The 21,425-nt window shown below is 68.1% G+C and carries 21 protein-coding genes and 1 pseudogene; 13 read left to right on the forward strand and 9 right to left on the reverse strand.

Annotation, left to right across the window (positions count from 1 at the left end; translation table 11 throughout):
* Positions 1-138: 138 nt before the first annotated feature.
* Complete coding sequence (locus OHT57_RS44870; protein ID WP_328752744.1) at positions 139-1,035, forward strand: SDR family oxidoreductase; 897 nt, start codon at positions 139-141, stop codon at positions 1,033-1,035.
* A gap of 592 nt (positions 1,036-1,627) precedes the next feature.
* Here the strand turns inward: OHT57_RS44870 and OHT57_RS44875 are convergent.
* Positions 1,628-2,167, reverse strand: coding sequence for a GNAT family N-acetyltransferase (locus OHT57_RS44875; RefSeq protein WP_328752745.1), 540 nt, complete (start codon positions 2,165-2,167; stop codon positions 1,628-1,630).
* A gap of 152 nt (positions 2,168-2,319) precedes the next feature.
* Here OHT57_RS44875 and OHT57_RS44880 point away from each other — a divergent pair, with 152 nt between their 5' ends.
* From OHT57_RS44880 to OHT57_RS44890, 3 genes and pseudogenes are all read left to right on the forward strand, one after another.
* Complete coding sequence (locus OHT57_RS44880) at positions 2,320-3,516, forward strand: RNA-guided endonuclease InsQ/TnpB family protein (protein WP_328752746.1); 1,197 nt, start codon at positions 2,320-2,322, stop codon at positions 3,514-3,516.
* Positions 3,517-3,631: 115 nt separating this feature from the next.
* A pseudogene (locus tag OHT57_RS44885) lies at positions 3,632-3,832 on the forward strand (SAM-dependent methyltransferase); the annotation flags it as partial.
* Positions 3,833-4,130: 298 nt separating this feature from the next.
* On the forward strand, positions 4,131-4,874 hold the full coding sequence (locus OHT57_RS44890; protein ID WP_328752747.1) for a hypothetical protein: 744 nt from the start codon (positions 4,131-4,133) through the stop codon (positions 4,872-4,874).
* A gap of 1 nt (position 4,875) precedes the next feature.
* On the opposite strand, the gene OHT57_RS44895 is transcribed toward OHT57_RS44890, so the two are convergent.
* Entirely contained in the window at positions 4,876-5,037 is a 162-nt protein-coding gene (locus OHT57_RS44895) for a hypothetical protein (RefSeq protein ID WP_328752748.1), read from the reverse strand.
* A gap of 307 nt (positions 5,038-5,344) precedes the next feature.
* Here OHT57_RS44895 and OHT57_RS44900 point away from each other — a divergent pair, with 307 nt between their 5' ends.
* The 4 genes from OHT57_RS44900 to OHT57_RS44915 all read left to right on the forward strand — a co-directional run bounded on the left by OHT57_RS44900 (position 5,345) and on the right by OHT57_RS44915 (position 8,628).
* Entirely contained in the window at positions 5,345-5,476 is a 132-nt protein-coding gene (locus OHT57_RS44900) for a hypothetical protein (RefSeq protein ID WP_328752749.1), read from the forward strand.
* Positions 5,473-6,024, forward strand: a complete 552-nt coding sequence (locus tag OHT57_RS44905; protein ID WP_328752750.1) for a tetratricopeptide repeat protein — start codon at positions 5,473-5,475, stop codon at positions 6,022-6,024. The genes OHT57_RS44900 and OHT57_RS44905 overlap by 4 nt, the downstream gene beginning before the upstream one ends.
* Positions 6,025-6,041: 17 nt before the next feature.
* Positions 6,042-6,821: a DUF6585 family protein gene (locus OHT57_RS44910; protein ID WP_328752751.1), complete on the forward strand. Its 780-nt coding sequence runs from the start codon at positions 6,042-6,044 to the stop codon at positions 6,819-6,821.
* Positions 6,822-7,317: 496 nt separating this feature from the next.
* Positions 7,318-8,628: a glycoside hydrolase family 30 beta sandwich domain-containing protein gene (locus OHT57_RS44915; RefSeq protein WP_328752752.1), complete on the forward strand. Its 1,311-nt coding sequence runs from the start codon at positions 7,318-7,320 to the stop codon at positions 8,626-8,628.
* A 139-nt stretch (positions 8,629-8,767) separates the two neighbouring features.
* Here OHT57_RS44915 and OHT57_RS44920 read toward each other — a convergent pair whose 3' ends face one another.
* Positions 8,768-9,259, reverse strand: a complete 492-nt coding sequence (locus tag OHT57_RS44920) for a hypothetical protein (protein WP_328752753.1) — start codon at positions 9,257-9,259, stop codon at positions 8,768-8,770.
* 536 nt (positions 9,260-9,795) lie between these two features.
* Entirely contained in the window at positions 9,796-11,007 is a 1,212-nt protein-coding gene (locus OHT57_RS44925; RefSeq protein ID WP_328753509.1) for an MFS transporter, read from the reverse strand.
* 199 nt (positions 11,008-11,206) lie between these two features.
* On the opposite strand from OHT57_RS44925, the gene OHT57_RS44930 reads away from it, so the two are divergent.
* Both OHT57_RS44930 and OHT57_RS44935 read left to right on the forward strand, forming a co-directional pair.
* The gene (locus OHT57_RS44930) at positions 11,207-12,322 is read left to right on the forward strand and encodes a GlxA family transcriptional regulator (protein WP_328752754.1); all 1,116 of its coding nucleotides are present in this window, start codon (positions 11,207-11,209) and stop codon (positions 12,320-12,322) included.
* A gap of 546 nt (positions 12,323-12,868) precedes the next feature.
* On the forward strand, positions 12,869-13,702 hold the full coding sequence (locus OHT57_RS44935; protein ID WP_328752755.1) for a PIG-L family deacetylase: 834 nt from the start codon (positions 12,869-12,871) through the stop codon (positions 13,700-13,702).
* Positions 13,703-14,039: 337 nt separating this feature from the next.
* On the opposite strand, the gene OHT57_RS44940 is transcribed toward OHT57_RS44935, so the two are convergent.
* From OHT57_RS44940 to OHT57_RS44955, 4 genes are all read right to left on the reverse strand, one after another.
* On the reverse strand, positions 14,040-14,498 hold the full coding sequence (locus OHT57_RS44940) for a pyridoxamine 5'-phosphate oxidase family protein (RefSeq protein ID WP_328752756.1): 459 nt from the start codon (positions 14,496-14,498) through the stop codon (positions 14,040-14,042).
* 48 nt (positions 14,499-14,546) lie between these two features.
* The gene (locus OHT57_RS44945) at positions 14,547-16,019 is read right to left on the reverse strand and encodes an MFS transporter (protein WP_328752757.1); all 1,473 of its coding nucleotides are present in this window, start codon (positions 16,017-16,019) and stop codon (positions 14,547-14,549) included.
* A gap of 114 nt (positions 16,020-16,133) precedes the next feature.
* Complete coding sequence (locus OHT57_RS44950; RefSeq protein ID WP_328752758.1) at positions 16,134-16,619, reverse strand: MarR family winged helix-turn-helix transcriptional regulator; 486 nt, start codon at positions 16,617-16,619, stop codon at positions 16,134-16,136.
* Between the two features lie 227 nt (positions 16,620-16,846).
* Positions 16,847-17,614 (reverse strand): class I SAM-dependent methyltransferase, encoded by a 768-nt coding sequence (locus OHT57_RS44955; RefSeq protein ID WP_328753510.1) that lies wholly within the window; start codon positions 17,612-17,614, stop codon positions 16,847-16,849.
* A 306-nt stretch (positions 17,615-17,920) separates the two neighbouring features.
* Here OHT57_RS44955 and OHT57_RS44960 point away from each other — a divergent pair, with 306 nt between their 5' ends.
* The gene (locus tag OHT57_RS44960) at positions 17,921-18,469 is read left to right on the forward strand and encodes a SigE family RNA polymerase sigma factor (RefSeq protein ID WP_328752759.1); all 549 of its coding nucleotides are present in this window, start codon (positions 17,921-17,923) and stop codon (positions 18,467-18,469) included.
* Positions 18,466-19,164: a SecDF P1 head subdomain-containing protein gene (locus OHT57_RS44965; RefSeq protein WP_328752760.1), complete on the forward strand. Its 699-nt coding sequence runs from the start codon at positions 18,466-18,468 to the stop codon at positions 19,162-19,164. The genes OHT57_RS44960 and OHT57_RS44965 overlap by 4 nt, the downstream gene beginning before the upstream one ends.
* 153 nt (positions 19,165-19,317) lie before the next feature.
* Here OHT57_RS44965 and OHT57_RS44970 read toward each other — a convergent pair whose 3' ends face one another.
* Positions 19,318-20,139, reverse strand: a complete 822-nt coding sequence (locus tag OHT57_RS44970; RefSeq protein ID WP_328752761.1) for an SAM-dependent methyltransferase — start codon at positions 20,137-20,139, stop codon at positions 19,318-19,320.
* 267 nt (positions 20,140-20,406) lie between these two features.
* Here OHT57_RS44970 and OHT57_RS44975 point away from each other — a divergent pair, with 267 nt between their 5' ends.
* On the forward strand, positions 20,407-21,372 hold the full coding sequence (locus OHT57_RS44975; protein WP_443053561.1) for an ABC transporter ATP-binding protein: 966 nt from the start codon (positions 20,407-20,409) through the stop codon (positions 21,370-21,372).
* Positions 21,373-21,425: the final 53 nt, after the last annotated feature.

The raw sequence follows: 21,425 nt of genomic DNA on the forward strand, positions 1-21,425 counted from the left end.
ATCTTAGTGATGACAGCAGCTGACATGACAGCTACAGTGATGACAGTTGCTGACGTCAGTGGCTGACATCACTTGTCCGTTCGCTTACTCATTCGCTTGCCCGTTCGCTGAGATCGGGCATTGAAGGAGATCATTCACATGCGCGTTTTCGTCACTGGAGCATCCGGGTGGATCGGATCGGCCACGGTCGACGAGCTGCTCGCCGCCGGTCACGAGGTCGTCGGGCTTGCCCGCTCCGACACTTCGGCCGCATCCCTCGACGCGAAGGGCGCCCAGGTCCGCCGCGGCGACCTCGACGACCTCGACAGCATCCGGGAAGGCGCCGCGACCGCCGACGCCGTAATCCACCTCGCCAACAAGCACGACTTCAACAACCCCGCAGTCTCCAGTCAGGCCGAACGGGCCGCCGTGCAGGCGATCGGCGATGCCCTGACCGGATCGGGCCGTCCGTTCCTGCTGGCGTCCGGCGTCGTCGGCTTGGCGCAGGACCGGCCGGCGACCGAGGACGACAGGTCACCGTTCCACGGTCCGGAGTCCCCCCGAGGCGGCAGCGAGAACCTCGCGCTGGAGTACGTCGATCGCGGCGTGCACACGGTCAGCGTGCGGTTCGCCCCGACCGTGCACGGCGACGGCGACCACGGGTTCATCGCGATCCTGGTCGCGCTCGCACGCGAGAAGGGGATCGCGGGCTATGTCGGCGACGGCACGAACCGCTGGCCGGCCATCCACCGGTCGGATGCCGCGCGGATCACCCGGCTGGGACTGGAGAAGGCCCCGGCGGGAACACTCCTGCACGCGGTGAGCGAGGAGGGAGTTCCCACCCGGGAGATCGCCGAGGCCATCGGTCGAGGGCTCGGCGTTCCCGCGGTCTCGATAGCACCGCAGGACGCACAGAGTCACTTCGGCTGGATCGGCCGCTTCTTCGGCATGGACTGCCCCACCTCCAGCGCTCGCACCCAGGAACTCCTCGGCTGGGCACCGAGCGGACCCAGCCTCGCGCAGGTTCTGGACACCGGGTCCTACTTCCGTTCCTGATGCATCTGGCACACCTTCTGGCCTTCATGCCAGGAGGACAGGTCATCTCGCCAACCGAATACACGTCGTGTTCGGAGGCTGCCGCTGGGAGCGACTTCACAAGAAAACGACATCGGCAACGACCACTCGGGGGCCGATCACCTTCGACAGGACGATGCCGGTCGTCCACTCGCTGAACAAGTGAGGCATCGACGCCGCGGCGAGCACGTGGCCGGTAAGCAGCCGAACTCTTCTATGGCGATGGGGAGTTCCGCGGCGACGAAGCTGTTCTGGTAGTCGCTGACCTCCGCGGCGGTGCCGTAGGCGCCGTACAGGTGGACCGGGAAGACGGTGTCGCGGTCCGGGTCGGCGGCGATGACGGAGGTGGCGTTGTCGGGTCACTGTCGATGTCGACGACGACGTAGCTCTCCTGGCCGACCCGGGCGCTCTCGACGCGGACGCCGGATGCCGGATGCACGGCGCGGGCAACCCCGCCCTCAGAGTCGCCGCCATGCTCAAGGTCACGACATCGACCACCTACCGCCTCGTACGGCAACCCCCGAGGGCGACGAGGACTGGCGATCGGCACACCACCCACTTCGCGAGCACACGCTCAAGGGGACGGCGTGACCGGAGACCGCAGGCCGAGCCACTGCTCGGCGTCCCAGGCATGGAACCGCTCCACCTCGCGGAACCCCAGCTTCGCCGCGAGGCGCATCGAGCCGACGTTGGCGGTCTGGGTGGTGAGCACCACCGATTCGCCGGGAAAGGCACCATCGAACCAGTCGAGTGCCGTCGCGCACGCCTCGACGGCGTATCCGAGTCCCCACGCCCACGGCAGGAACAGATAGCCGAGATCGACCTTCCCCGCAGCAGCCGGGCGACGGTGCCCCGTGGCTCTCCTGAGCAGGATCTGGCCGATCATCGCCCCGTCGAGATCAACGACGAAACTTCCAGGCCACTGCTCGGGCACTACGGGCATCTCGCGCTCAAGCTCGTCCCGAGGCCGGGGGCCGCCGAGGTAGGTGTGCACCTCTGGCGACGCCAGCAGTTCGATGAACGCAGCACGGTCCCGGGCCTCGGGCTCACGGAGTACGAGCCGCGCTGTCTTGATCGGGGCGGGTGGCCAGGTGACGGATCCTAAATCGCTCATCGGATACCTCCGAGGAAACCCCGGCCTTCAGGCCGGGGAGGAATGGGACTCCTGTGGAGCAGGGTAGGGAGCTGGGTTTCGCCGCCAGGGCGGATCGCAGTGCTCTGACCCGCAGATTTGATCTTAACCAGTAGTGGTGCTAGCTTGTGAGCATGACCGTGAAGCAGGTGAAGCGGGCGTTCAAGTACCGCTTCTATCCGACGGATGTGCAGGCGGCTGAGCTGTCGCGCACCTTCGGGTGCGTGCGGAAGGTCTACAACCTGGCGCTGAGCGCCCGTACGCAAGCGTGGGCGCGGCAGGAGCGGGTCAACTACAACCAGACCTCCGCGATGCTGACCGCGTGGAAGCGGACGGAGGAGCTGGCCTACCTGGGTGAGGTGTCGTCGGTTCCGCTCCAGCAGACGCTGCGCCATCTGCAGGTGGCGTTCACCAGCTTCTTCGGCAAGCAGGCGCAGTACCCGCGCTTCAAGTCGAAGAAGAAGTCCCGCAGGAGCGCGGAGTACACCACCAGTGGTTTCCGCTTGCGTGAAGGCCGGCTGACCCTCGCCAAGATGGCCGATCCTTTGGACGTGGTGTGGTCGCGGCCTCTGCCTCAGGGGGCGCAGCCGTCCACGGTGACGGTGTCCCAGGACGCGGCGGGGCGCTGGTTCGTGTCGCTGCTCTGCGACGACACGAACCCCCCGGCCCCGGCCACCACGAACACGGTCGGTATTGACGCGGGGATCACGTCCCTGCTGACGCTGTCCACCGGGGAGAAGATCACCAACCCGCGGCATGAGCGCAAGGACCGCACCCGGCTCGCCCGGGCCCAGCGGGAACTGTCCCGCAAGGCCAAAGGTGACGGTGCGAACCGGGCCAAGGCGCGCCGCAAGGTTGCCCGTGTCCATGCCCGGATCGCCGACCGGCGCCGGGACTTCCTGCACAAGCTGACCACTCGGCTCGTCCGTGAGAACCAAACGGTCGTGATCGAGGACCTCACCGTCCGCAACATGGTCAAGAACCACACACTCGCCCGCGCGATCTCCGACGCCTCGTGGAGAGAACTGCGGACGATGCTGGAGTACAAGAGCGACTGGTACGGGCGGGAACTGGTGGTCGTCGACCGTTTCTTCCCCAGCTCGAAACTGTGCGGTGTCTGCGGCACGACCCGGGCGAAGCTGCCGCTGAACGTCCGCGTGTGGACGTGTGAGTGCGGTGCGGTCCATGACCGGGACGTGAACGCGGCGAACAATCTTTTGGCCGCCGGGCTGGCGGTGTCTGTCTGGGGAGCTGGTGTAAGACCTCAACGGGAGTCCTCCCGGACGGGGCAGTCGGCGATGAAGCAGAAACCCCCACGGCGCGAGCCGTAGGAACTCCCCCTCGTTCACGAGGGGAAGGAAGTCAAGGGGGCAACTTATCGGTGCGTGAACACCGGAGGCCAAGGCCGCTGCGCGGCCTCGGCGACCTGACGGTTGTGTGTGGCCGCGATTCGACTGGGAGCGGTCCTACACGCGCGACCAATGGCTGGACCTGCTCCCCACGACCGGCGGCCTCACCGCATTCCGTCCCCGCCAACTGGCCGACATACTGCACGTGGTTGGGGGTGCCATCGACTCCCTGGGAGGACGCTTCACGATGAACTACACCACCCTTGCCGCGACCGCCGAACTTCTCGGCACCTCCTGAGCCCCGTCGCCGAGTCAGTTGAGGGAGGCCAAGGTGTGGCTTCTCAAGTGTCCAGAGGCGCAGGAACGGCAGCCGGTCGCGTTCCACGTCATTGCTCATGGGGTGCTTGCCGGCATCCGTAGCCGCCGGGAAAAGGTGCTGCGGAGGTGGCGCGGGCTCGGTAATGTCCTGGCCGTGCGTTGATCTTCAGGGTGGTGGCGTCGTGGCCGCCGCAGACGGAGCGACCGCTCTCCTGCCGACACGGCGGTGAGGGCTGGTAGGCGTGTGCAGTCCGTCCAACTCACCGGAGATCACCAGCATGCTTCCCGAACTGACCTATGCGGAGTTGCTCAGCCGCATCGATGGCGACCCGGCCGTAGTCGGGCTTGTCCTCAAGGGCTCCCACGCTCATGACGGCATGGCCACCGAGTATTCGGACCGCGATGTGTACGTCGTCCTCGGGGAGGGCGCAGACGCCGCGCTCTCGGGACTCCACGGTCATCGTTCTGCTGAACTCGATGTCGTGGTCACCACGGTCGACCAGTTCCGTCAGCTCGACGGTCATGAGCGCTATGCGCTTTCCCGCGCCCACGTCGTGGTCGACCGGCTCGACGGCCAGATCTCCGAGATCGTCGGCGCCAAGGGGCGACGGGACCGTGCCGAGGCGATAGCGGCGGCGGCCGGTTGGCTGGACGCCTATGCCAACTCTCTCTACCGGTCCGTCAAGAATGCCCGAGACGGCAACCGTCTGGCCGCCCACCTCGACGCGGCCGACAGCATGGGTTTTCTGCTGGAGCTGCTGTTCGCCCTGGACCGTCGTCCTCGTCCCTACAACAAGTACCTGCAATGGGAGCTGGAGAGGTTCCCTCTGCCAGGGTGGGCAACGAGCCCACTCCTCGACAGGATCGGACTGATCGTAGGAACGGGTGACGTGGACCTCCAGCGGAGTCTCTTTGCCCTGGTCGAGGATGCGGCACGGGAAGCCGGCCAGGGTGGCACGCTCGATGCGTGGGGCGAAGATCTGCTGTTGATGCGTCCCGAGGCGGACCTGAAAGCAAAGTAGTTCACCGCAGCTCGGCCCGCCCCGAGATCAGGTCAGTGCATGTCGCGCGCCCAAGGCGCCAGTCCTCGTCGATCGCGATCACCATCACGTCGACCAGCAAGGGCAGTTGACGAGGACGGCTGTGCAGATCCGCCGGCGGCACCGACCGGCCGAAGTCCCGCACGCCAAGGGCCGCATGGGCTGCAGAACGGCTTCGGCACCGAGTCCGGTGGTGGGCCGACGGACCAGATCCCGATCTCGTGTGCTCCATGCGGCCCCGGCCGGATCAGGTTCCTCGACAGGCCTGAATACGTGTTTTCCCGGATACCGCACATACCCGTGCCGGGACAGGCTGGGGGAGCACCGAGCCAGACCCTCGGTGTGCGTGACGAGCGCGAGATTCAGCGTGTCCTGCTGAGTCGGGCCCTGACATGGGCGCTTTGCGCTCGCGGGGGTCTACGTGACTGACCGTTGGAACAAGGGAGTGCCGGATGACAGCGCCGCACACGGCGTCCTCGTCGCCCGCTGGACAGGGCGGGAAGCCGTTCACCAGCCCGGTGCGGCAGACGCTGGTCCTGGTGGCCGACGGCATGATGAACCGGAGCGGAAAGCGCCGGCCGTGAGAACGACTCCCCGTGACACCAACGCCCGACACGCCCAACACGCCCTGGCACTGGCCGGGACGGGCCGCCACCAGGACGCCGCGGCCCTCTTCAACCGTCACCTCGCCGCAGAACCGACCGACACCATGTCGTGCTCGATCCTCGCCCACTGCCGCCGGGAACTCGGCGATCCGGAGGGGGCTCTGGATGCCACCGACAAGCACCTGCGGCACGACCCCACGGACGCCTACGTCTGGCGGATACGGGCCCTGACCCAGCAGACGCTGGAGCGGCAACCGGACGCGGTCGACGCGGCGGCCGAAGCGGTCCGGCAGGCCCCGAACGGCCGGACCACCCACAACGCCCACGCACGTACCCTCGCCTCCCTCCCCAGTGGTCTGCCCGCCGCCTACGCCGCTGTCGTGCGCGCCACGACGCTCGCCCCCGGGGAACCGCAGGCGCACTTCCGGCCGGGGTACATCGCCCAGCAGTCCGGTGACCCAGCGGCCGCCGCCCGCTCCGGGACGGTCCCGCTCTCGCTCGCCTCCACGAAGGCGATCGCGTCATGAAAGGCGGAGTGCTTGTGGTGCCGGAAGTCATAGCCGACACAGCCCGGGAGCAGCAGCTCGGGCACCTGCGGAGCATGGTGGAGAACAGCCCTAAGCGCCGGCCCTGGGCTGCGATCGCCCTGCTGGGCGTCGTAGGCGTGGGGGCGGTCGTCGACGGCTTCAGCATCGCCGTACAGGAACAACGGCAGGAGGGCGGCTGGTACTACGGGCTACCCATGCTGGCCCTCGCCGTGCTGGCCTTGTGGGCCTCCCTGTGGATGGGCTTCAAACCGGGTCCGCCGAAGACCTGGGTGGCCTGGTACGAACACGGCATCGTCCATCGGGTCGCGGACGAGGAACCCGAGGCCTACGAATGGGGCGACATCTCCTGGGTGGCGCGGCGGGACATCAAGGTGGTCAAACAGTTCGGCAGCTATATGAAGTACAACTTGCTGATCTTGCCGGAGACGGGTGGTCTGATCGTTGTCGACAACCTCTTCGACGGTGTTCTCCAGTTCGCCGAGGAGTTGACCGAGGCGTTCGCGCGGATACGCGTGCCGCACGAGCTCGCCCGGATCGAGCAGGGCGAGCGGGTGCACTTCGGCAGCCAACTCGACATCAACGCGGGCGGTTTGGGTCAGGGCGACCGGCGCATCGGCTGGCGGGAGGTCGAGCGGATCGACTTCAAGCAAGGCAGCATGTACATCTACCGGCATGGCGACCGCAAGGCATGGATGACGTTGTCCGCTGTCGGATTCCCGAACCTGCTGGTCTTCCTCGCGATGTCCGAGGCTCTGCGGCGCGGTGCCGTCTCCTGAAGCTTCCGGAAGGCGCGGGTACCGACTTCCCAAGGGCGTTGTCGGGCGCTGCATCGGACTGTTCCTGGACGATCCGCTGGTCGTGCCGTGGCCGGTTGTCGGGCATCTGGCCGGGCAGATGAACATCGAGGATGCCTCCGGATCAGCAACCAATGTGCGACAGGGCTGTTGGCTGAACAGACCCCCCGCCGGCCGAGCCGAATCAGAAGGTGCCCCTGCGGGTGGATTGCCGTCGTGGGGCTTGACCATGGTGGGCGACGTCGTTAACTTGCGATAGGTCCGCTACCTGGACGCTGTTCACGATATCGAACGGTGTCGGGGTCTTCCCGAGCCGCCGGTCGGCGGCCGGAGCGGCATCCAGCAGCACCTCCCGTCGAAAAGGCAAGCGTGCATTCATCCCTGAGAGTGGGAGCGCTCCCATGAAGCGCCCGCACGAATCAGGCAAGGGCCCTGCCCTGAGGGTCAGGAGCATGGCCGGCAGCCAAGAGGAGAGGGCATGACAGAGAATCGGAACGAACCCGCAAGCGGGGAGCGCAGATCACCGAGCCGCAGGACCGTCCTGGCGACGGTGGGGGCCTTACCCGTCCTCACAGCCGCGGCGTCGGTCACGGGAACCATTGCCGCTGCAGGCGCAACGGCTGCCACCACAGCGGTCATTGATCTGTCCGCCACGCGGCAGACGATCCGAGGATTCGGCGGCATGAGCCACACGGCCTGGGCCGGCGACCTGACAGCGGCCCAACGGGACACGGCGTTCGGCACCGGCGACGGACAGTTGGGGTTCTCTCTGCTGAGGATCCCCGTCGCCGAGGATCGGACGGCCTGGAACCGTGACCTGGCGACGGCGAAGCGCGCGGCCGAACTCGGCGCGGCGGTCATCGCATCCCCGTGGAATCCTCCGGCCTCCATGGTCGAGACTTTCGTCCACGGCAGCCAGACCAACGCGCGACGTCTGCGGTACGACATGTACGGCGCCTACGCCCAGCACCTGAACGACTTCACCACGTACCTGCGGAACAACGGAGTGAATCTGTACGGCATTTCGGTGCAGAACGAGCCTGACTACGCGCAGGACTGGACGTGGTGGACCCCCACCGAAATGGTCCGGTTCCTGCGGGAGAACGCCGGCTCGATCGGCACCAGGGTCATCGCGCCGGAATCCTTCCAGTACCTGAAGAACATGTCCGACCCGATCCTCAACGACCCGGCGGCGCTCGCCAACGTGGACGTAATAGGAGCTCACCTGTACGGCACGCCGTTCGCGAACTTCCCGTACCCGCTCTTCAAGCAGAAGGGCGCGGGCAAGGAACTCTGGATGACGGAGGTCTACTACCCCAACAGCTCGGACTCGGCGGACCTCTGGCCCCAGGCGCTCGACGTGGGGGAGCACCTGCATCGCGCCATGGTGGAGGCCGAGTTCCAGGCCTACATCTGGTGGTACATCCGGCGCAGCTACGGCCCGATGCGCGAGGACGGGAAGATCAGCAAGCGGGGCGCTGCCATGGCGCACTTCGCCAGGTTCGTCCGACCCGGTTACGTACGGGTGCAGGCAACGGCGACGCCGGCGACGAACGTGTACGTCTCGGCGTACCGGGGAGGCGGCTCCACGGTCGTCGTCGCCGTCAACAAGGGGACCTCCGCGGTGAGCCAGCAGTTCACCCTGGTGAACGGTGCCGCGTCCACTGTCTCGTCCTGGCTGACCGACGCGAGCAGGAACGTCGCCTCCCAGGGCATGGCCGGCGTGTCGAACGGCTCCTTCACCGTCACGCTCCCTGCTCGAAGCGTGATGACATTCGTGACCCGTTGACCCGGCCGAAAGCAAAGTAGGTGAGCTGCCCGCACTCAGAACCACCAACGCCATGAGTGACGGGGAACGCTGCGAGTACCCCAGCGGAGTTGGGTGGTTGGGCCGTCACCGCAAGCCTCACTTTGTCGAATCAGCAGTGTCAAGCCGAGTGCTTGTGCATCACGTCGAGGTAGTGCCGATCACGGTGCGGCACGTGGTTGTCCCGTCCCGGCAGGCCGAAGACCGCGCAGACGTCAGCGGGTTGGGTGATGAGGCTGGACTGCTCGCCGAAGGTGAGGGTGCTGTTGACCGCATGCTGGCAGTCTGCCTCGTCCAGGGCGGCGATCAGCTCCTCGCGGAGGACGGTGGCGTCGAATGACTCGGAGTCGGGCAGCACGAGCGGCGGAAGTTTGGCGGCCGAACCGGGCCAGAGGTTGATCCAGATCCCGCTGACGGTCCGCTGGGTGACCACCAGCCTCAGCCCGTTCCAGGAGTACGGGTAGCCGTCGATATCGGGCCCCTTCAGGATGTGGGCGGGGTGCGGGCGCCCCGGTCCGAGGAGGTTTTCAGCCTCAGCCAAGGTCATTCCGCAGTTCAGGGGTCCGAGCTGGCCAGAGAGGGAGAAGTCGACGAGTACGTCCATCAAGGTCACGACAGTGACTGTGACACGCACCCGAGCCAGTTTGCACTCCGATATCAGCGTGACGCCGGGCCTGCACTGCCTTCCCGGACGGCGATGAGCGGCACAAGGTGTGAGGGTGGCCGGCTCGTCGAGTTCGCGGGGTGTCGGTCCTGCGGGTGTCGGAGTGCCGGCCGGGTGGTCAGCAGGCGGTGCAGAGCCGCCTGGCCGTCGTCGACGGCCGCGCGTTCGTCGCTGGTTAGCGGAATCGCGGCAGTCACTTCCCGCAAGGCGTTTTGGCTTCCAGGACCTGCGGGGGGCCACAGGAGTAGCGCAGTCACCGTTGTGCCGTCGGAAGTGCGGTGCCGGGGGACGCCGTCGAAGGTGTCGCCGTCAAAGCCGCAGTACGTGCACAGCGGCATCCCCGGGAGTTTCGGAGTCGGGGCCGGCGCGGGGACGCTGAGGTGACGGACCGCGTGGTCATGACGGAATCCTCCTGTGTTGTGTGGGGACGTCGAGCAAGTGCGGTGCGGCGAGTCCGACGGTATGTGAGGTGCGAGCAGTACGTGCTATTCGGCGGGCTCGGCGGTCCGCGGGATCCGTACGACCAGGGCCTTCAAGGCCGCGACGAGGCAGAGTGCGGTCAGTGCGGTCCAGACGACGTTGTACGTGCCGAACAGATCGCGGGCGGTGGCGCCGAGGAAGGCAGAGGCGCCCGCACCCAGTTGGTGAGCGGAGTTGGTCCATCCGAAGACGATGGGACCGTCGTCGCCGTACGCCCGCTGAGTGAGCGTGATGACCGGTGGAACGGTCGCGACGTCGACGAGACCGTAGGCCACCGTGAAGATGATCAAGGAGGGTCGGACGGTGGATGAAAGCACCATCGGCAGGGTCAGCAGGGTGAGCGCTCGGACGGTGAAGCAGACGGCCAGCAGGCGGCGGGGGTCGAAGCGATCGGTGAGCCAGCCGGAGACGACCGCGCCCAGGGAGGAGAAGACGCCGATGAGGGACAGCGCTGAGGCGGCGGCAGTCGCGTGCATGCCGTGTTCCTGGGCGGCGGGCACCCAGTTGCTCCACATGATCCCGTTGGTGGAGGCGCCGCAGATGATGAACATGCCTGCAAGCAGCCAGAAGGTTCCGGTGCGGGCGGCGTCAAAGAGGACTGTCACGGTGCGGCGGGCGGCGCCTTGGACGGGTGCGGGCTTGGCAACGAAGTGTTCGCCTCCGTAGGGGAGGACGCCGATGTCGGCCGGATGGTCGCGCAGGAGCAGGGCCACGAGTCCGGATACGGCCAGAGCCGCGAGGGCCAGCGTCACTACCGGGGGCTTCCAGTCGTAGCGGTCCACCGACCAGGCGAGCAGCGGCAGGAAGACCAGTTGCCCCAGGTGGCTGGAGGCGCTCAACGCACCGGTGACCAGACCGCGCCGCCGCACGAACCAGCGGTCGGCCACGAGGGCGGCGAAGGTCATGGTCAGACAGCCGCTGCCCAGGCCGATCAGTACGCCCCAGTAAAGGATCAGTTGCCACGGGGAAGCCATCGCGGTGGTGAGCAGGGCACCGGCTGCGATGAGCAGCATGGCGCCCGCCGCGACACGGCGGATGCCGGCACGGTCCATCAGCGCCGCCGCGAAGGGGGCGGTGAAGCCGAAAAGGACCATGTTGACGGAAGCGGCCAGCGCGATCTGGCCACGATCCCAGGCGTACTGCTCGTGCAGCGGAGTGACCAGCAGGCCCGGGACGGTGGTGAAGACGCCGGCCGTCACGATGGCGGCCCCCGCGATGACGGCGATTGCCCACGCGCGGTGCAGACCGGAGGGGGAGCGTACGGGCACGACGGGCGACGGCGAAGCAGCGGGTGCAGGCGTGGGGGGCGAGGAGACCGGGGGCTGGGCCTGTGGGTGCTGAACCATGTTTTCAGCCTGTCGGCGAGAGGTGCATGCATCGAGTGTCTGTATGGCCTAGATGCGCAAGGATGTGGCCATGCATGAGGCCACGGAGTCCAGGACCGTCTTTGCGCACCCCGAGCGCCACCATGTCGCCGTCCTGGCGCGCCAGATGACGCTCCCCATCGAGCTGGGCATCATCCACCAGGTGTTCGGCCAGGCCAAAGAGGGCGCGTCAGCAGACGGCAAGCCGCTGTACGAGGTTGCCACCTGCGCCCTGCGCAGCGGAGAGCTGCGCACGGACGGCGACTTCACCGTCAACGTCCGGCACGGACCCGAAGCCCTGGCCGGGGCCGACACGGTGATCGTGATGTCCTCCTACGAGGACTACGAGCAGCAGGAGCCGACCCTGCCGGCGCCGCTCGCCGAGGCGCTTGCCCTTATCCGCCCCGGCACCCGCATCGCCTCCATCTGCACGGGCGCTTTCGTCCTCGCCTCCGCCGGGCTGCTCGACGGACGGACCGCGACGACGCACTGGCGCTACGCAGACCGCTTCGCCCGCCTGTTCCCTCAGGTCGAGCTGGACGCCGACGTGCTGTACACCGACGGCGGCGACGTGCTCACCTCGGCGGGCTGCGCCTCCGGGATCGACCTGTGCCTGCACATGATCCGGCGCGACTTCGGCATGGCCGTCGCCAACGATGTCGCCCGCCGAACCGTCGTACCGCCGCACCGGGAAGGAGGGCAGGCGCAGTATGTCCGCCGCCCCGTGCCGGAGCCGTCCTGGCCCTCCACTGCGGCCGCGCGCGGCTGGGCCCTGGAGCGGCTGGCGGAACCCGTCACCCTCGACCGGATGGCTGCCCAGGAAGCCACCAGCGTACGGAACTTCACGCGCCGCTTCCGCGAGGAGGTCGGCACCACGCCGATGAACTGGCTGACCCAGCAGCGCATCGAGCACGCCCGCGAGCTGCTGGAGGAATCGGATCTGCCGGTCGACCAGGTGGCCGAACGGGCGGGCCTCGGCACGGCCGCGAACCTCCGCCAGCATTTCCACACGGTGCTGGGCACTTCGCCCAGCACCTACCGGGCCGTGTTCCGTGGACCGGGCCGCGCGACGGCACAGGAGGGCAGTGTGACGGCGGCACGCCGAAGCGCGGGACAGCAGGAAACGGGCGCCCCGCGCACGGGAGACGACATGAGCTCCGGAGCCTGAATCAGCCCGTGAACTTCCGGTTCCCGAGGTGCTGCGGACGCGGCTTGGGCGCGGCGAACGGCTCTTCGAGGGTGCTCTCCACGCTGTTGCCGACGATGAACATATTGGAGCGCGGGAATGGCGGGCACGCGAAGCGATTCCCCGTGGAACTCGGGCGGCGTCTCGTCGGCCCACGGGATGAACGTCCTGTGCGTCCATCCGCACTCCGGAGTCCGGCATGGCGAACGGCGATCTTCGGCAGATGCAGTGGGCGATGTCGGCGGCGCTGCTGCCTCTGTCGCGGACGAGACCTCCGTGGATGCCAGGTCAGCAGGTCGTGCCTGTATCTCGGTCGCATCGAAATGCCGATGCCTGCAAGGCTCAGCTGCCGTGTGGGGAACAGTTGGTCCGGTCGGTGGGGTTGCATCGACTGGGGGACCGGTGTCGCACGGGCATGGAACACGGAGACCGCAAGGTCGTCCTGTGTCAGCAGGATCTGGGCCCCTGGATCGCGGTATGCCTGTCGTGCGCTTGGATCAAGACGTATTTCTACAGGAGGACTTTTTCATGACCGACCGGCCTTTGACGCTCATGGCAGTACACGCCCACCCCGACGACGAAGCCACCGGAACCGGAGGGGTCCTCGCGCGGTACGCGGCGGAGGGCATACGCACGGTTCTTGTGACCTGTACCGACGGTGGTTGCGGTGATGGGCCGGGGGGTGTCAAGCCGGGCGACCCCGGACACGATCCGGAGTCGGTCGCCTTGATGCGTCGCCGGGAACTTGAGGCGAGCTGCGAGGTCCTGAAGATCAGCGATCTGGAGACGTTGGACTACGCCGACTCCGGGATGATGGGCTGGCCGAGCAACGACGCCCCCGGAGCCTTCTGGAATACCCCCGTGGAGGAAGGCGCCGCCCGACTCGCGGAACTCATGCGGCACTACCGACCTGATGTGGTCGTCACCTATGACGAGAACGGCTTCTACGGCCATCCCGACCACATACAGGCCCACCGCATCACGATGGCTGCGCTGGAGATGACCACGCTGACGCCGAAGGTGTACTGGACGACTATGCCCCGCTCGATGATGCAGCAGTTCGGCGAGATCATCCGCGAGTTTCATGAGGACATGCCCGAGCCGGACCCCGCCGAGGCTGCCGCTCTGGCCGAGATCGGCCTTCCGGACGATGAGATCACCACGTGGGTGGACACCACCGCGTTCAGCGGCCAGAAGTTCGACGCGCTGGCCGCGCACGCCAGTCAGGGCGAGAACATCTTCTTCCTCAAGATGGGCAAGCAGAGGTTCGGCGAGTTCATGGGAACGGAGACCTTCGTACGTGTCCAGGACGCCACCGGCGCTGCCGTACCCGAGAAGGATCTCTTCGACGGACTGCGCTGAGCCGGTAGGCCGACCGGCAGGGGGCCGGGGGCCGGGAGAGCTCACGGGCCACACCCGGGGGTTTGTCCACGCGAGCTCCGCCCGGGCAGTCCGCGTGGCGGCCCTCGCCGATGACGTCGCAACCTGGCCGAACTGCTGACCCGACACCGCGCTCGTCCTCAACCGCCCGACAACCACAGGGCTGTGAGGTCCGAGCGCGGCGTTGGCCGTCGGACGGCTTGGTGTTCCTTGATCGACCCGGCACGTTTGATCGTCTTGCCGACGTTGCGGAACCTCGCTCCCAGGGACGCGGAGGTCAGTCGCGGTTCCTCCTCGACCCGGCGTGTGCGCTGGTTTCTCAGTCGTGGGAGGGGATGTCCAGGGCGGTCCCGTACAGGCGGGTCACCCGGATCAGGATCACCACGCGACGGTCGGGCAGCGGCTGCTCTCCGGGGGCCGCCCCGTCGACCGGGTCCACTATCTCCGCCTCGCCTTCCGCCACGGCGAACGACCAGACGTCCGGGCCACTGACGTGCAGTGAGGTGTGCGGGTCGCGGCGCAACTGGCGGACCTTGAGGCGGTCGGCGGTGGAGGAGACGCGCAGTACGCGCTCCTCGGCGTTCCAGTCGTAGAGGACGGTCGACAGGTGCGGGTGGCCGGTGTTCCTGACGCTCGCGAGTACGCCGAACTGCTGTTGCCGCAGCAACTGGGAGAGCTCCTGGTCGGTGAGCGCGCGAGGGGCCGGTCCGTCGTTCTTGGTGGTGACCGTGGTGACCGTGGTGACCGTGGTGGTTTCGGTGGCGGAGTTCTCGCTCACGTGGATCGGCCTTTCAGCAGTGGGGACGGCGTTGGGGGACAGGGCGGGTCAGACGGCTGCGGTGTGAGCGGGAGCCTGAGCGTCGGCGGCCGGCTCCTCGGCGGCCCGGCGCAGCATCGTGAAGGCGACGGTGAAGGCGACGACGAGGAGCCCAGCGCCCACCGTGAAGGCGAGCCGGTAGCCGCCGGTGAGCGCCTCGGCCTCTGTCCGGCCGGCCGCCGCAAGGCTCTCGGTACGGGAGGCGGCCAGGGTGGACAGAACGGCGACGCCCAGGGCCATGCCGATCTGCTGAGTGGTGTTGAACAGGCCGGACGCGAGACCGGCGTCCTTTTCGTTCGCGCCGGACATACCGAGTGCGGTCAGCGCCGGCAGCGCGAGACCGAAGCCCGCAGCGAGCAGCATGACCGGGAGGAGATCGACCGGGTAACTGGCCCGCACGGGGAGGCGGGTGAGGAGACCCAGGACGCCGATGAGGAGCACGATGCCGGCCAGCAGGACGTTGCGCTCACCGAAGCGGGCGTTGAGCCGGGCGGAGACCCCGAGGGAGACGGCACCGATGACGGCGGCTGCCGGGAGCATCGCGAGGCCGGTCTCGGCGGCGCCGTATCCGAGCACCTTCTGGAGGTACAGGGCGACGAGGATCTGGAAGGAGAAGAGCGCGGCGACCATCAGGATCTGGACCAGGTTGGCGGCGGAGACGCTGCGCGAACGGAAGATCCGCAGCGGCATCAGGGGGTTGTGCGCGGTCGCCTGACGGACGAGGAACGCGGCGAGCAGTACGGCGGCGAGGGAGCCGAAGCAGAGAGTGCGCCCCGAAGTCCAGCCGTACTCCTCGACCTTGACGACGGTGTAGATGCCGAGCATCAGGCCGGCGGTGACCAGAATCGCGCCGAGTACGTCCGCGCCCGCCTTGAGGCCCAGACCGATGTCACCGGGCAGGACGCGTACGGCGATGGCGAGGACGGCGATGCCGATCGGCAGGTTGATGAAGAAGATCCAGTGCCAGTTGAGCGTGTCGGTGAGTACGCCGCCGAGGACCTGGCCGATGGATGCGCCCGCCGCGCCGGTGAAGCTGAAGACGGCAATGGCCCTGGCGCGCTCCCTGAGCTCGGTGAACAGTGTCACGAGAATGCCGAGGCTGACGGCGGAGGCCATCGCGCTGCCGATGCCCTGGAGGAAGCGGGCGGCGATCAGTACGGCGGGCGAGGTGGCCGCCCCGGCCAGCAGTGAGGCGGCGGTGAAGACGACGGTGCCCGCCAGGAACATGCGCCTGCGGCCTATCAGGTCGCCGAGCCGGCCGGCCAGCAGAAGCAGGCTGCCGAACGCGATGAGGTAGGCGTTGACGACCCAGCTCAGGCCGGCAGGTGTGAACCCCAGGTCCTGCTGGATGGCCGGCATCGCCACGGTGACGATGGAGCCGTCGAGGACGACCATCAGCATCCCGGCGGCGATGACTCCGAGGGCGAGCTGTGGTGAGCGCGGGGCTGCGGGTGAGGGTGCGGAGCCGGATCCAGCAAACATGCGGTGTCTCCTGTCGGTTGAGGCAACAGGAGAGACCGTAGCAGATGGTTTTGTTGCAGACTATTTCTTTCGGCCTCACTTCGAGACCGCGTCCCCGCTTTCCCGCGTCCCCGCTTACCTGGACTGGCGTGCTCGACGGGCGGCGCGCGGGGCCTCGACAGGGCTCGCCAGGCCGTCGTCGACCAGGCGCTTCAGCGCCCGCAGCAGGACTTCCTTGTCCCTGCCGGGCAGCGTGGCCAGGGCATCGCGATGTACGCGGTCGACGATCGCCTGACTCTGCTCGGCGATGCGGGCTCCCTCGTCGGTGACGGCGATGATCCGGGCCCGCCGGTCCGTACTGGAAGGGCGGCGCTCTGCCAGGCCGGCCTTCTCCAGGGCGTCCACCGTCACCACCATCGTGGTCTTGTCCATGTCGCCGATCTCCGCGAGCTGGATCTGGGTGCGCTCCTCCTCCAGGGCGTGGACGAGCACGCAGTGCATCCGGGCGGTCAGGCCAATCTCGGCGAGGGCGGCGGACATCTTGCTCCGCAGGACGTGACTGGTGTGGTCGAGGAGGAATGACAGGTCCGGTTCGGTGCGCGCGGGCGTCATGGCGGTCATACCTGCCAGCCTAGAGGAATTCGATCCGAAACGGATTATCCAGAAAAGAACTGAACGGAACCTGGGCAGGCGAAACGCCCCGGTCGGCGGGCGTTGTCACGTTGGTGAGTGTGGCGGGGTATCCGAGGTCGAGGCGCCGGCGTCAGAGCGCGGGCTCGGTTCGGCTGTCCACCCGCGGCCCCGCTTCTTCCTCCGGTGGCCGCGCCCGTCGGACGACGGGCGAGAGGTCACACCTGGTGGTGCGCTGTGTAGACGGTCGCGGTCATCGGCGCCGTGACAGCTCCGGTGCCGAGGAGGGCGGTCATCTTCTGCGTGACGGAGGCCCGGATGGTCCCTGCGTCTTGACGGGCCTCCATGGCGGCGCTCACCGGCGTGCCGGTGAGGAACCCGGTGGCGACGGAGGACGCCGACTCCGCGACGCCGTCCAGCGTGATCTCCACGGTGGTGGCCAGGGCCAGTCCCGCAATCGCCAGGTCCGCGGCGACCACAGCCGGATCGGTGTATCCGTGGGGCACGTCCTTGAGGAACGAGGGCGCTCCCTCGGGCATGGACTGCTCCAGGGCCTCCTGGAAGGCGGCCCCGAACCCGTGCGAGGCCAGCGGGCCCCAACTGTTGAACAGGAATCGGCCCTGCGGGGCAAGGACCCTGCCCACCTCGCTGTAGGCGGCAGCTCTGTCGGGGAAGAACATCACGCCGAACTGGCACAGAACCAGGTCGAAACTGCCGTCCTCGAAGGGCAGCTCTTGGGCGTCCGCCTGTCGCCAGTCGGCGCGGGACTCCCGCGCCGATCCGGCGGTGACCATCGCCTCGTTGAGGTCGGTCGCCACCACCGAGGCCGTGGGCACCGCGGTGAGCAGCGCCGAGGTCAACGCCCCGGTTCCGGCGGCGAGCTCCAGCACCGTGAGCGGCTGCAGAGCCGCCGCCCGGGCGGCCAGGTCAGCGGCGAAGGGACGGAAGAAGACCGGCACCAGGTGGCGCTCGTAGGCCTCGGGCATGGACCGGGTCCACCGCCGGTTCGCATCGTCAGTGCTCACTCGACAGACACTAGCCCCGTGAGGGATCCAGGGCGACCGGCACGGCGCCGCGGCACCGGAGGCCGTGCCGAAGCGGTCGTACCCGCAGCACGCACCGCAGGGCGTGCCGCCACCGTCGATGCGCCTCGACGCCTCCTGCATGATCGGAGTCGTACCGGACGTCTTCAGTCCCGGAGCGCGGTGGCATCGCAAGGGAAGAATTCTGATCGGCAGGGCAGTCGAACCCCGTTCCGTACCCGTCTTAACTGGGGAACGAGGGAGGGCATATTGAACGCCGACGAGGAACGCCAGTTCCGCGAGTTCGTGGCGGCGCGGTCGAGATCGCTGCTGCACACGGCATACCTGCTGACCGGGGACTGGGAACAGGGCCGGGATTTGCTCCAGACCGCGCTTGCGTCAACTGCTCGGCGTTGGTCGAAGCTGCGGGACCGGGAGCAACCGGAGATCTATGTGCGCCGGGCGCTCTACCACGCCCAGGTGGACCGCTTCCGGCTCCTCAGCTGGGGGCGGGAGACCGTCACGGACATGCTGCCGGACCGGCCGTCCGGGCACGGCGCGGACTGGGCTGACGACGTGGTCCAGCGGCAGGACATCATGGCCGCGCTGCGGCGGTTGCCCAAGCGTCAGCGTGCGGTGATCGTGCTGCGTTACTTCGAGGACCGGCCGGACGGCGAGATCGCCACGATTCTGGGTGTCGCCCAGGGCACGGTCCGCAGCCAGACCCACAAGGCCCTTGCCTCGCTCCGCGCCACTCTGGCCGAGGCGGGGCAGGCAGCCTCTTCCTCCGCTGCCTCCGGAAGGGGCGTCATCGCGTGAACGACTCGACCGAACACCTGCTGCACGACACGTTGCTTCACGATGCCCTGCACGCCCATGTCCTGGAGGGCGGCGATGGCGCCGGCGCCCAGCTGGTCGGCCTGGCCGACGGCGCGTTGCGGGTCGCCCGGCGGCGGCAACGGCTGGCCCGAGCGGGGGTCGGTGTCGCCACCGCCGCCGTGGTCGCCGCCGCCTGGATGGCCGTCGCGGACGGCGCGACCTCGAGCGCGCACGGGGTTCGTCCCGCCGCAGGAGGCGACACCGGGAAGGCGGTCCCCATCTCTCTGTTGCCCGTCACCTCGGTCACGGAGCACCCATGCACCGGTGCCGGCTACACCGTGCACGCGACCGCCGACCAACCGGCACAGTGCGTACGAGTCGACCGGACGGGCGGCATGACCGACGTCCGCGTCGCCTCCGCGAAAGCTGAGAAGAACCCCACCGACGGCACCTGGCAGGTCGAGGTGACCTTCAGCCCCGCCGACCGGGCCCGTTTCGCCTCCTTTACCGGCTCCATCGCGTCGGCCCCGCTCCCGCGCAACGAAGTCGCCATCGTCATCGACGACAAGCTCTGGGGCAACCCATATGTGGCCGCCTCGATCACCGGCGGTCGTCTCGACATCCTCGGGGCCCGCTTCGGTGACCTCACCAGCGACACCGCCCACGACCTCGCCCACCGGCTGGATCCGCGGTGAGCAGGCGACCCCTGCTACGGCGTTGCCAAGCCGGTGAGTAGCCGGGGGAGTTCGTCCTGCGAGCCCGTCCGGGCCTTCGCCGCACAGCTCATCCTGGTTCGCGAACGAGGCAGCGCCGGATGGCGATCGGGACGTCGTCGTCCGGGATGAGAGTCAGGGTTTGCGGGCGAGGGCGGCGGCGATGAGGTGCTCCCAGACCGTGAGTTGCCGTTCACCGCTGCTGTTCCAGGCGGGGGTGGCGGTCTGGTCGGGGCGCCACAGGGGAGCGGGGACGATGCCGGGGTCGAGGATCTCCAAGCCGTCGAGGAGGGCGGCGATTTCGGCATCGGTACGCCAGCGGCCACGGCCGAACGTCTGCTGGAGGACCTTCTCGGCCTCCTGCGTCTCCGGGTTGTTGCCGGAGCGGAAGTGGCTGACGAAGAAGTGGCTTCCGGAGGGCACCCTGTCGCGCCAGTAGCGGACGATGCCGGCCGGGTCCTCGTCGTCGTTGACGTGGTGGAGGATGGCGCTGAAAATGACCGCGACGGGTCGTGTGAAGTCGATCAGTTCGAGGGTGTCGGGGTGGGTGTGGACGGCCTCGGGGTTTCGGACATCGACGGCGACGACCCGGGTGCGGTCGTCCTTCTCCAGCAGCGCCCGTCCGTGGACCAGGACCTGGGGGTCGGTGTCGACGTAGACGACCGTGGCCTCGGGGGCGTGCCGTTGGGCGACCTGGTGGACGTTGTCGGCGGTCGGCAGGCCGCTGCCCAGGTCGATGAACTGCCGGATGCCGGTGGACTTCACGATCTCCGCGACCGCGCGGGTCAGGGCTGCGCGGTTGGCGTAGGCGATGGCCACCGAACCGGGCAGGTCGCGTTTGAACACGTCGCCGATCTCGCGGTCCACGGCGTAGTTGTCCTTGCCACCCAGCAGGTAGTCGTAGACGCGGGCGATGCTGGGCTTGGCCGGGTCGATCGGGGAGCGTTCGTACGTCATGACGTCCATTTTCCCTGCAACGTCGCCTGTTGACCACGATTTTGAGATCTGGTGGCCGGCTCACGGGCAGGCGGCTCGGTCTGCCGTCATGCGGTGGGCGGTCCCGGAAGCGGCATTGGCCCGGTGCGCTGCCGCCGACCTGGTGGAACCGGCCCCTCGTACGGACTTCCGCATTATCCTGGCGTCGCTTTGACAGCGTTGTCCGCAGACTTCACCTTCTCGGGGGACCATGTGCCAGCTCACGAACAGCCGACCGGGGGACCGGACTTGGACGAGCTGCGTCGGCGGACCGTGGTCACGGCCCCGCAGCGCGAGGCGGGGATGGTGGTCTGCGAGAACCTGGTGCGGATCTACCAGAGCGAGGGCGTCGAAGTACAGGCACTCCAGGGACTGGACCTGACCGTGGCGCAGGGCGAGATGATCGCGGTGATCGGGGCCTCCGGCTCCGGCAAGTCCACCCTCCTGGGCATACTCTCCGGCCAGGACGTACCCACCGCAGGCGCCGCCGAGGTCGCCGGGCACGACCTGCTGGCGATGAAACGCCGAGAGCGGCTCGGCTACCGGCGCGGCACCGTGGGCTTCGTCTGGCAGCAGACCTCCCGCAACCTGCTGCCCTACCTCTCGGCGGCCGAGAACGTGATGCTTCCGATGACGTACACCGGGATCAAGCGCTCTCGGCGCCGGGCCCGGGCCGAGGAACTGCTCGACCTGCTGTCCGTCGGCCACTGCCGGGATCGCACCCCCGACACGCTCTCGGGCGGTGAGCAGCAGCGGGTCGCCATCGCCGTCGCCAACGCCAACGAGCCGCGGGTGCTGTTCGCCGACGAACCCACCGGTGAACTCGACACCACCACCAGCGACGAGGTCTTCGCGGCGCTGCGCCGGGCCAACGAGGACCTGGGTGTCACAGTGATCGTGGTCACCCACGACGCGCTGGTGTCCGAGCAGGTGCAGCGCACCGTACGGATCCGTAACGGCCGCACCTCGACCGAGGTGCTGCGCCGGGTCGCCACCGGCGAGGACGGCGTCCAGGTGCTCACCGCTGAGGAGTACGCGGTACTGGACGCCAGCGGCCGGCTGCAGCTGCCGGGCGAGTTCACCGAGCGCCTGCACCTGCGCAAGCGGGTGCGGCTGGTGCTGGAGAGCGACCACGTCGGTGTGTGGCCCGACGAGGCCGCACGCCGGGCGAGGTCCGACGCACAGGACGCGGCGAACGGCGGCCCGAAGGGCTGAGAGCGCCGAAATGGTCAGCGGTGAGCGGGGCGTCCGGTGGCTGCCCGGGCAGT

This window comes from Streptomyces sp. NBC_00285 (genome assembly GCF_036174265.1).
Classification (GTDB): Bacteria; Actinomycetota; Actinomycetes; order Streptomycetales; family Streptomycetaceae; genus Streptomyces.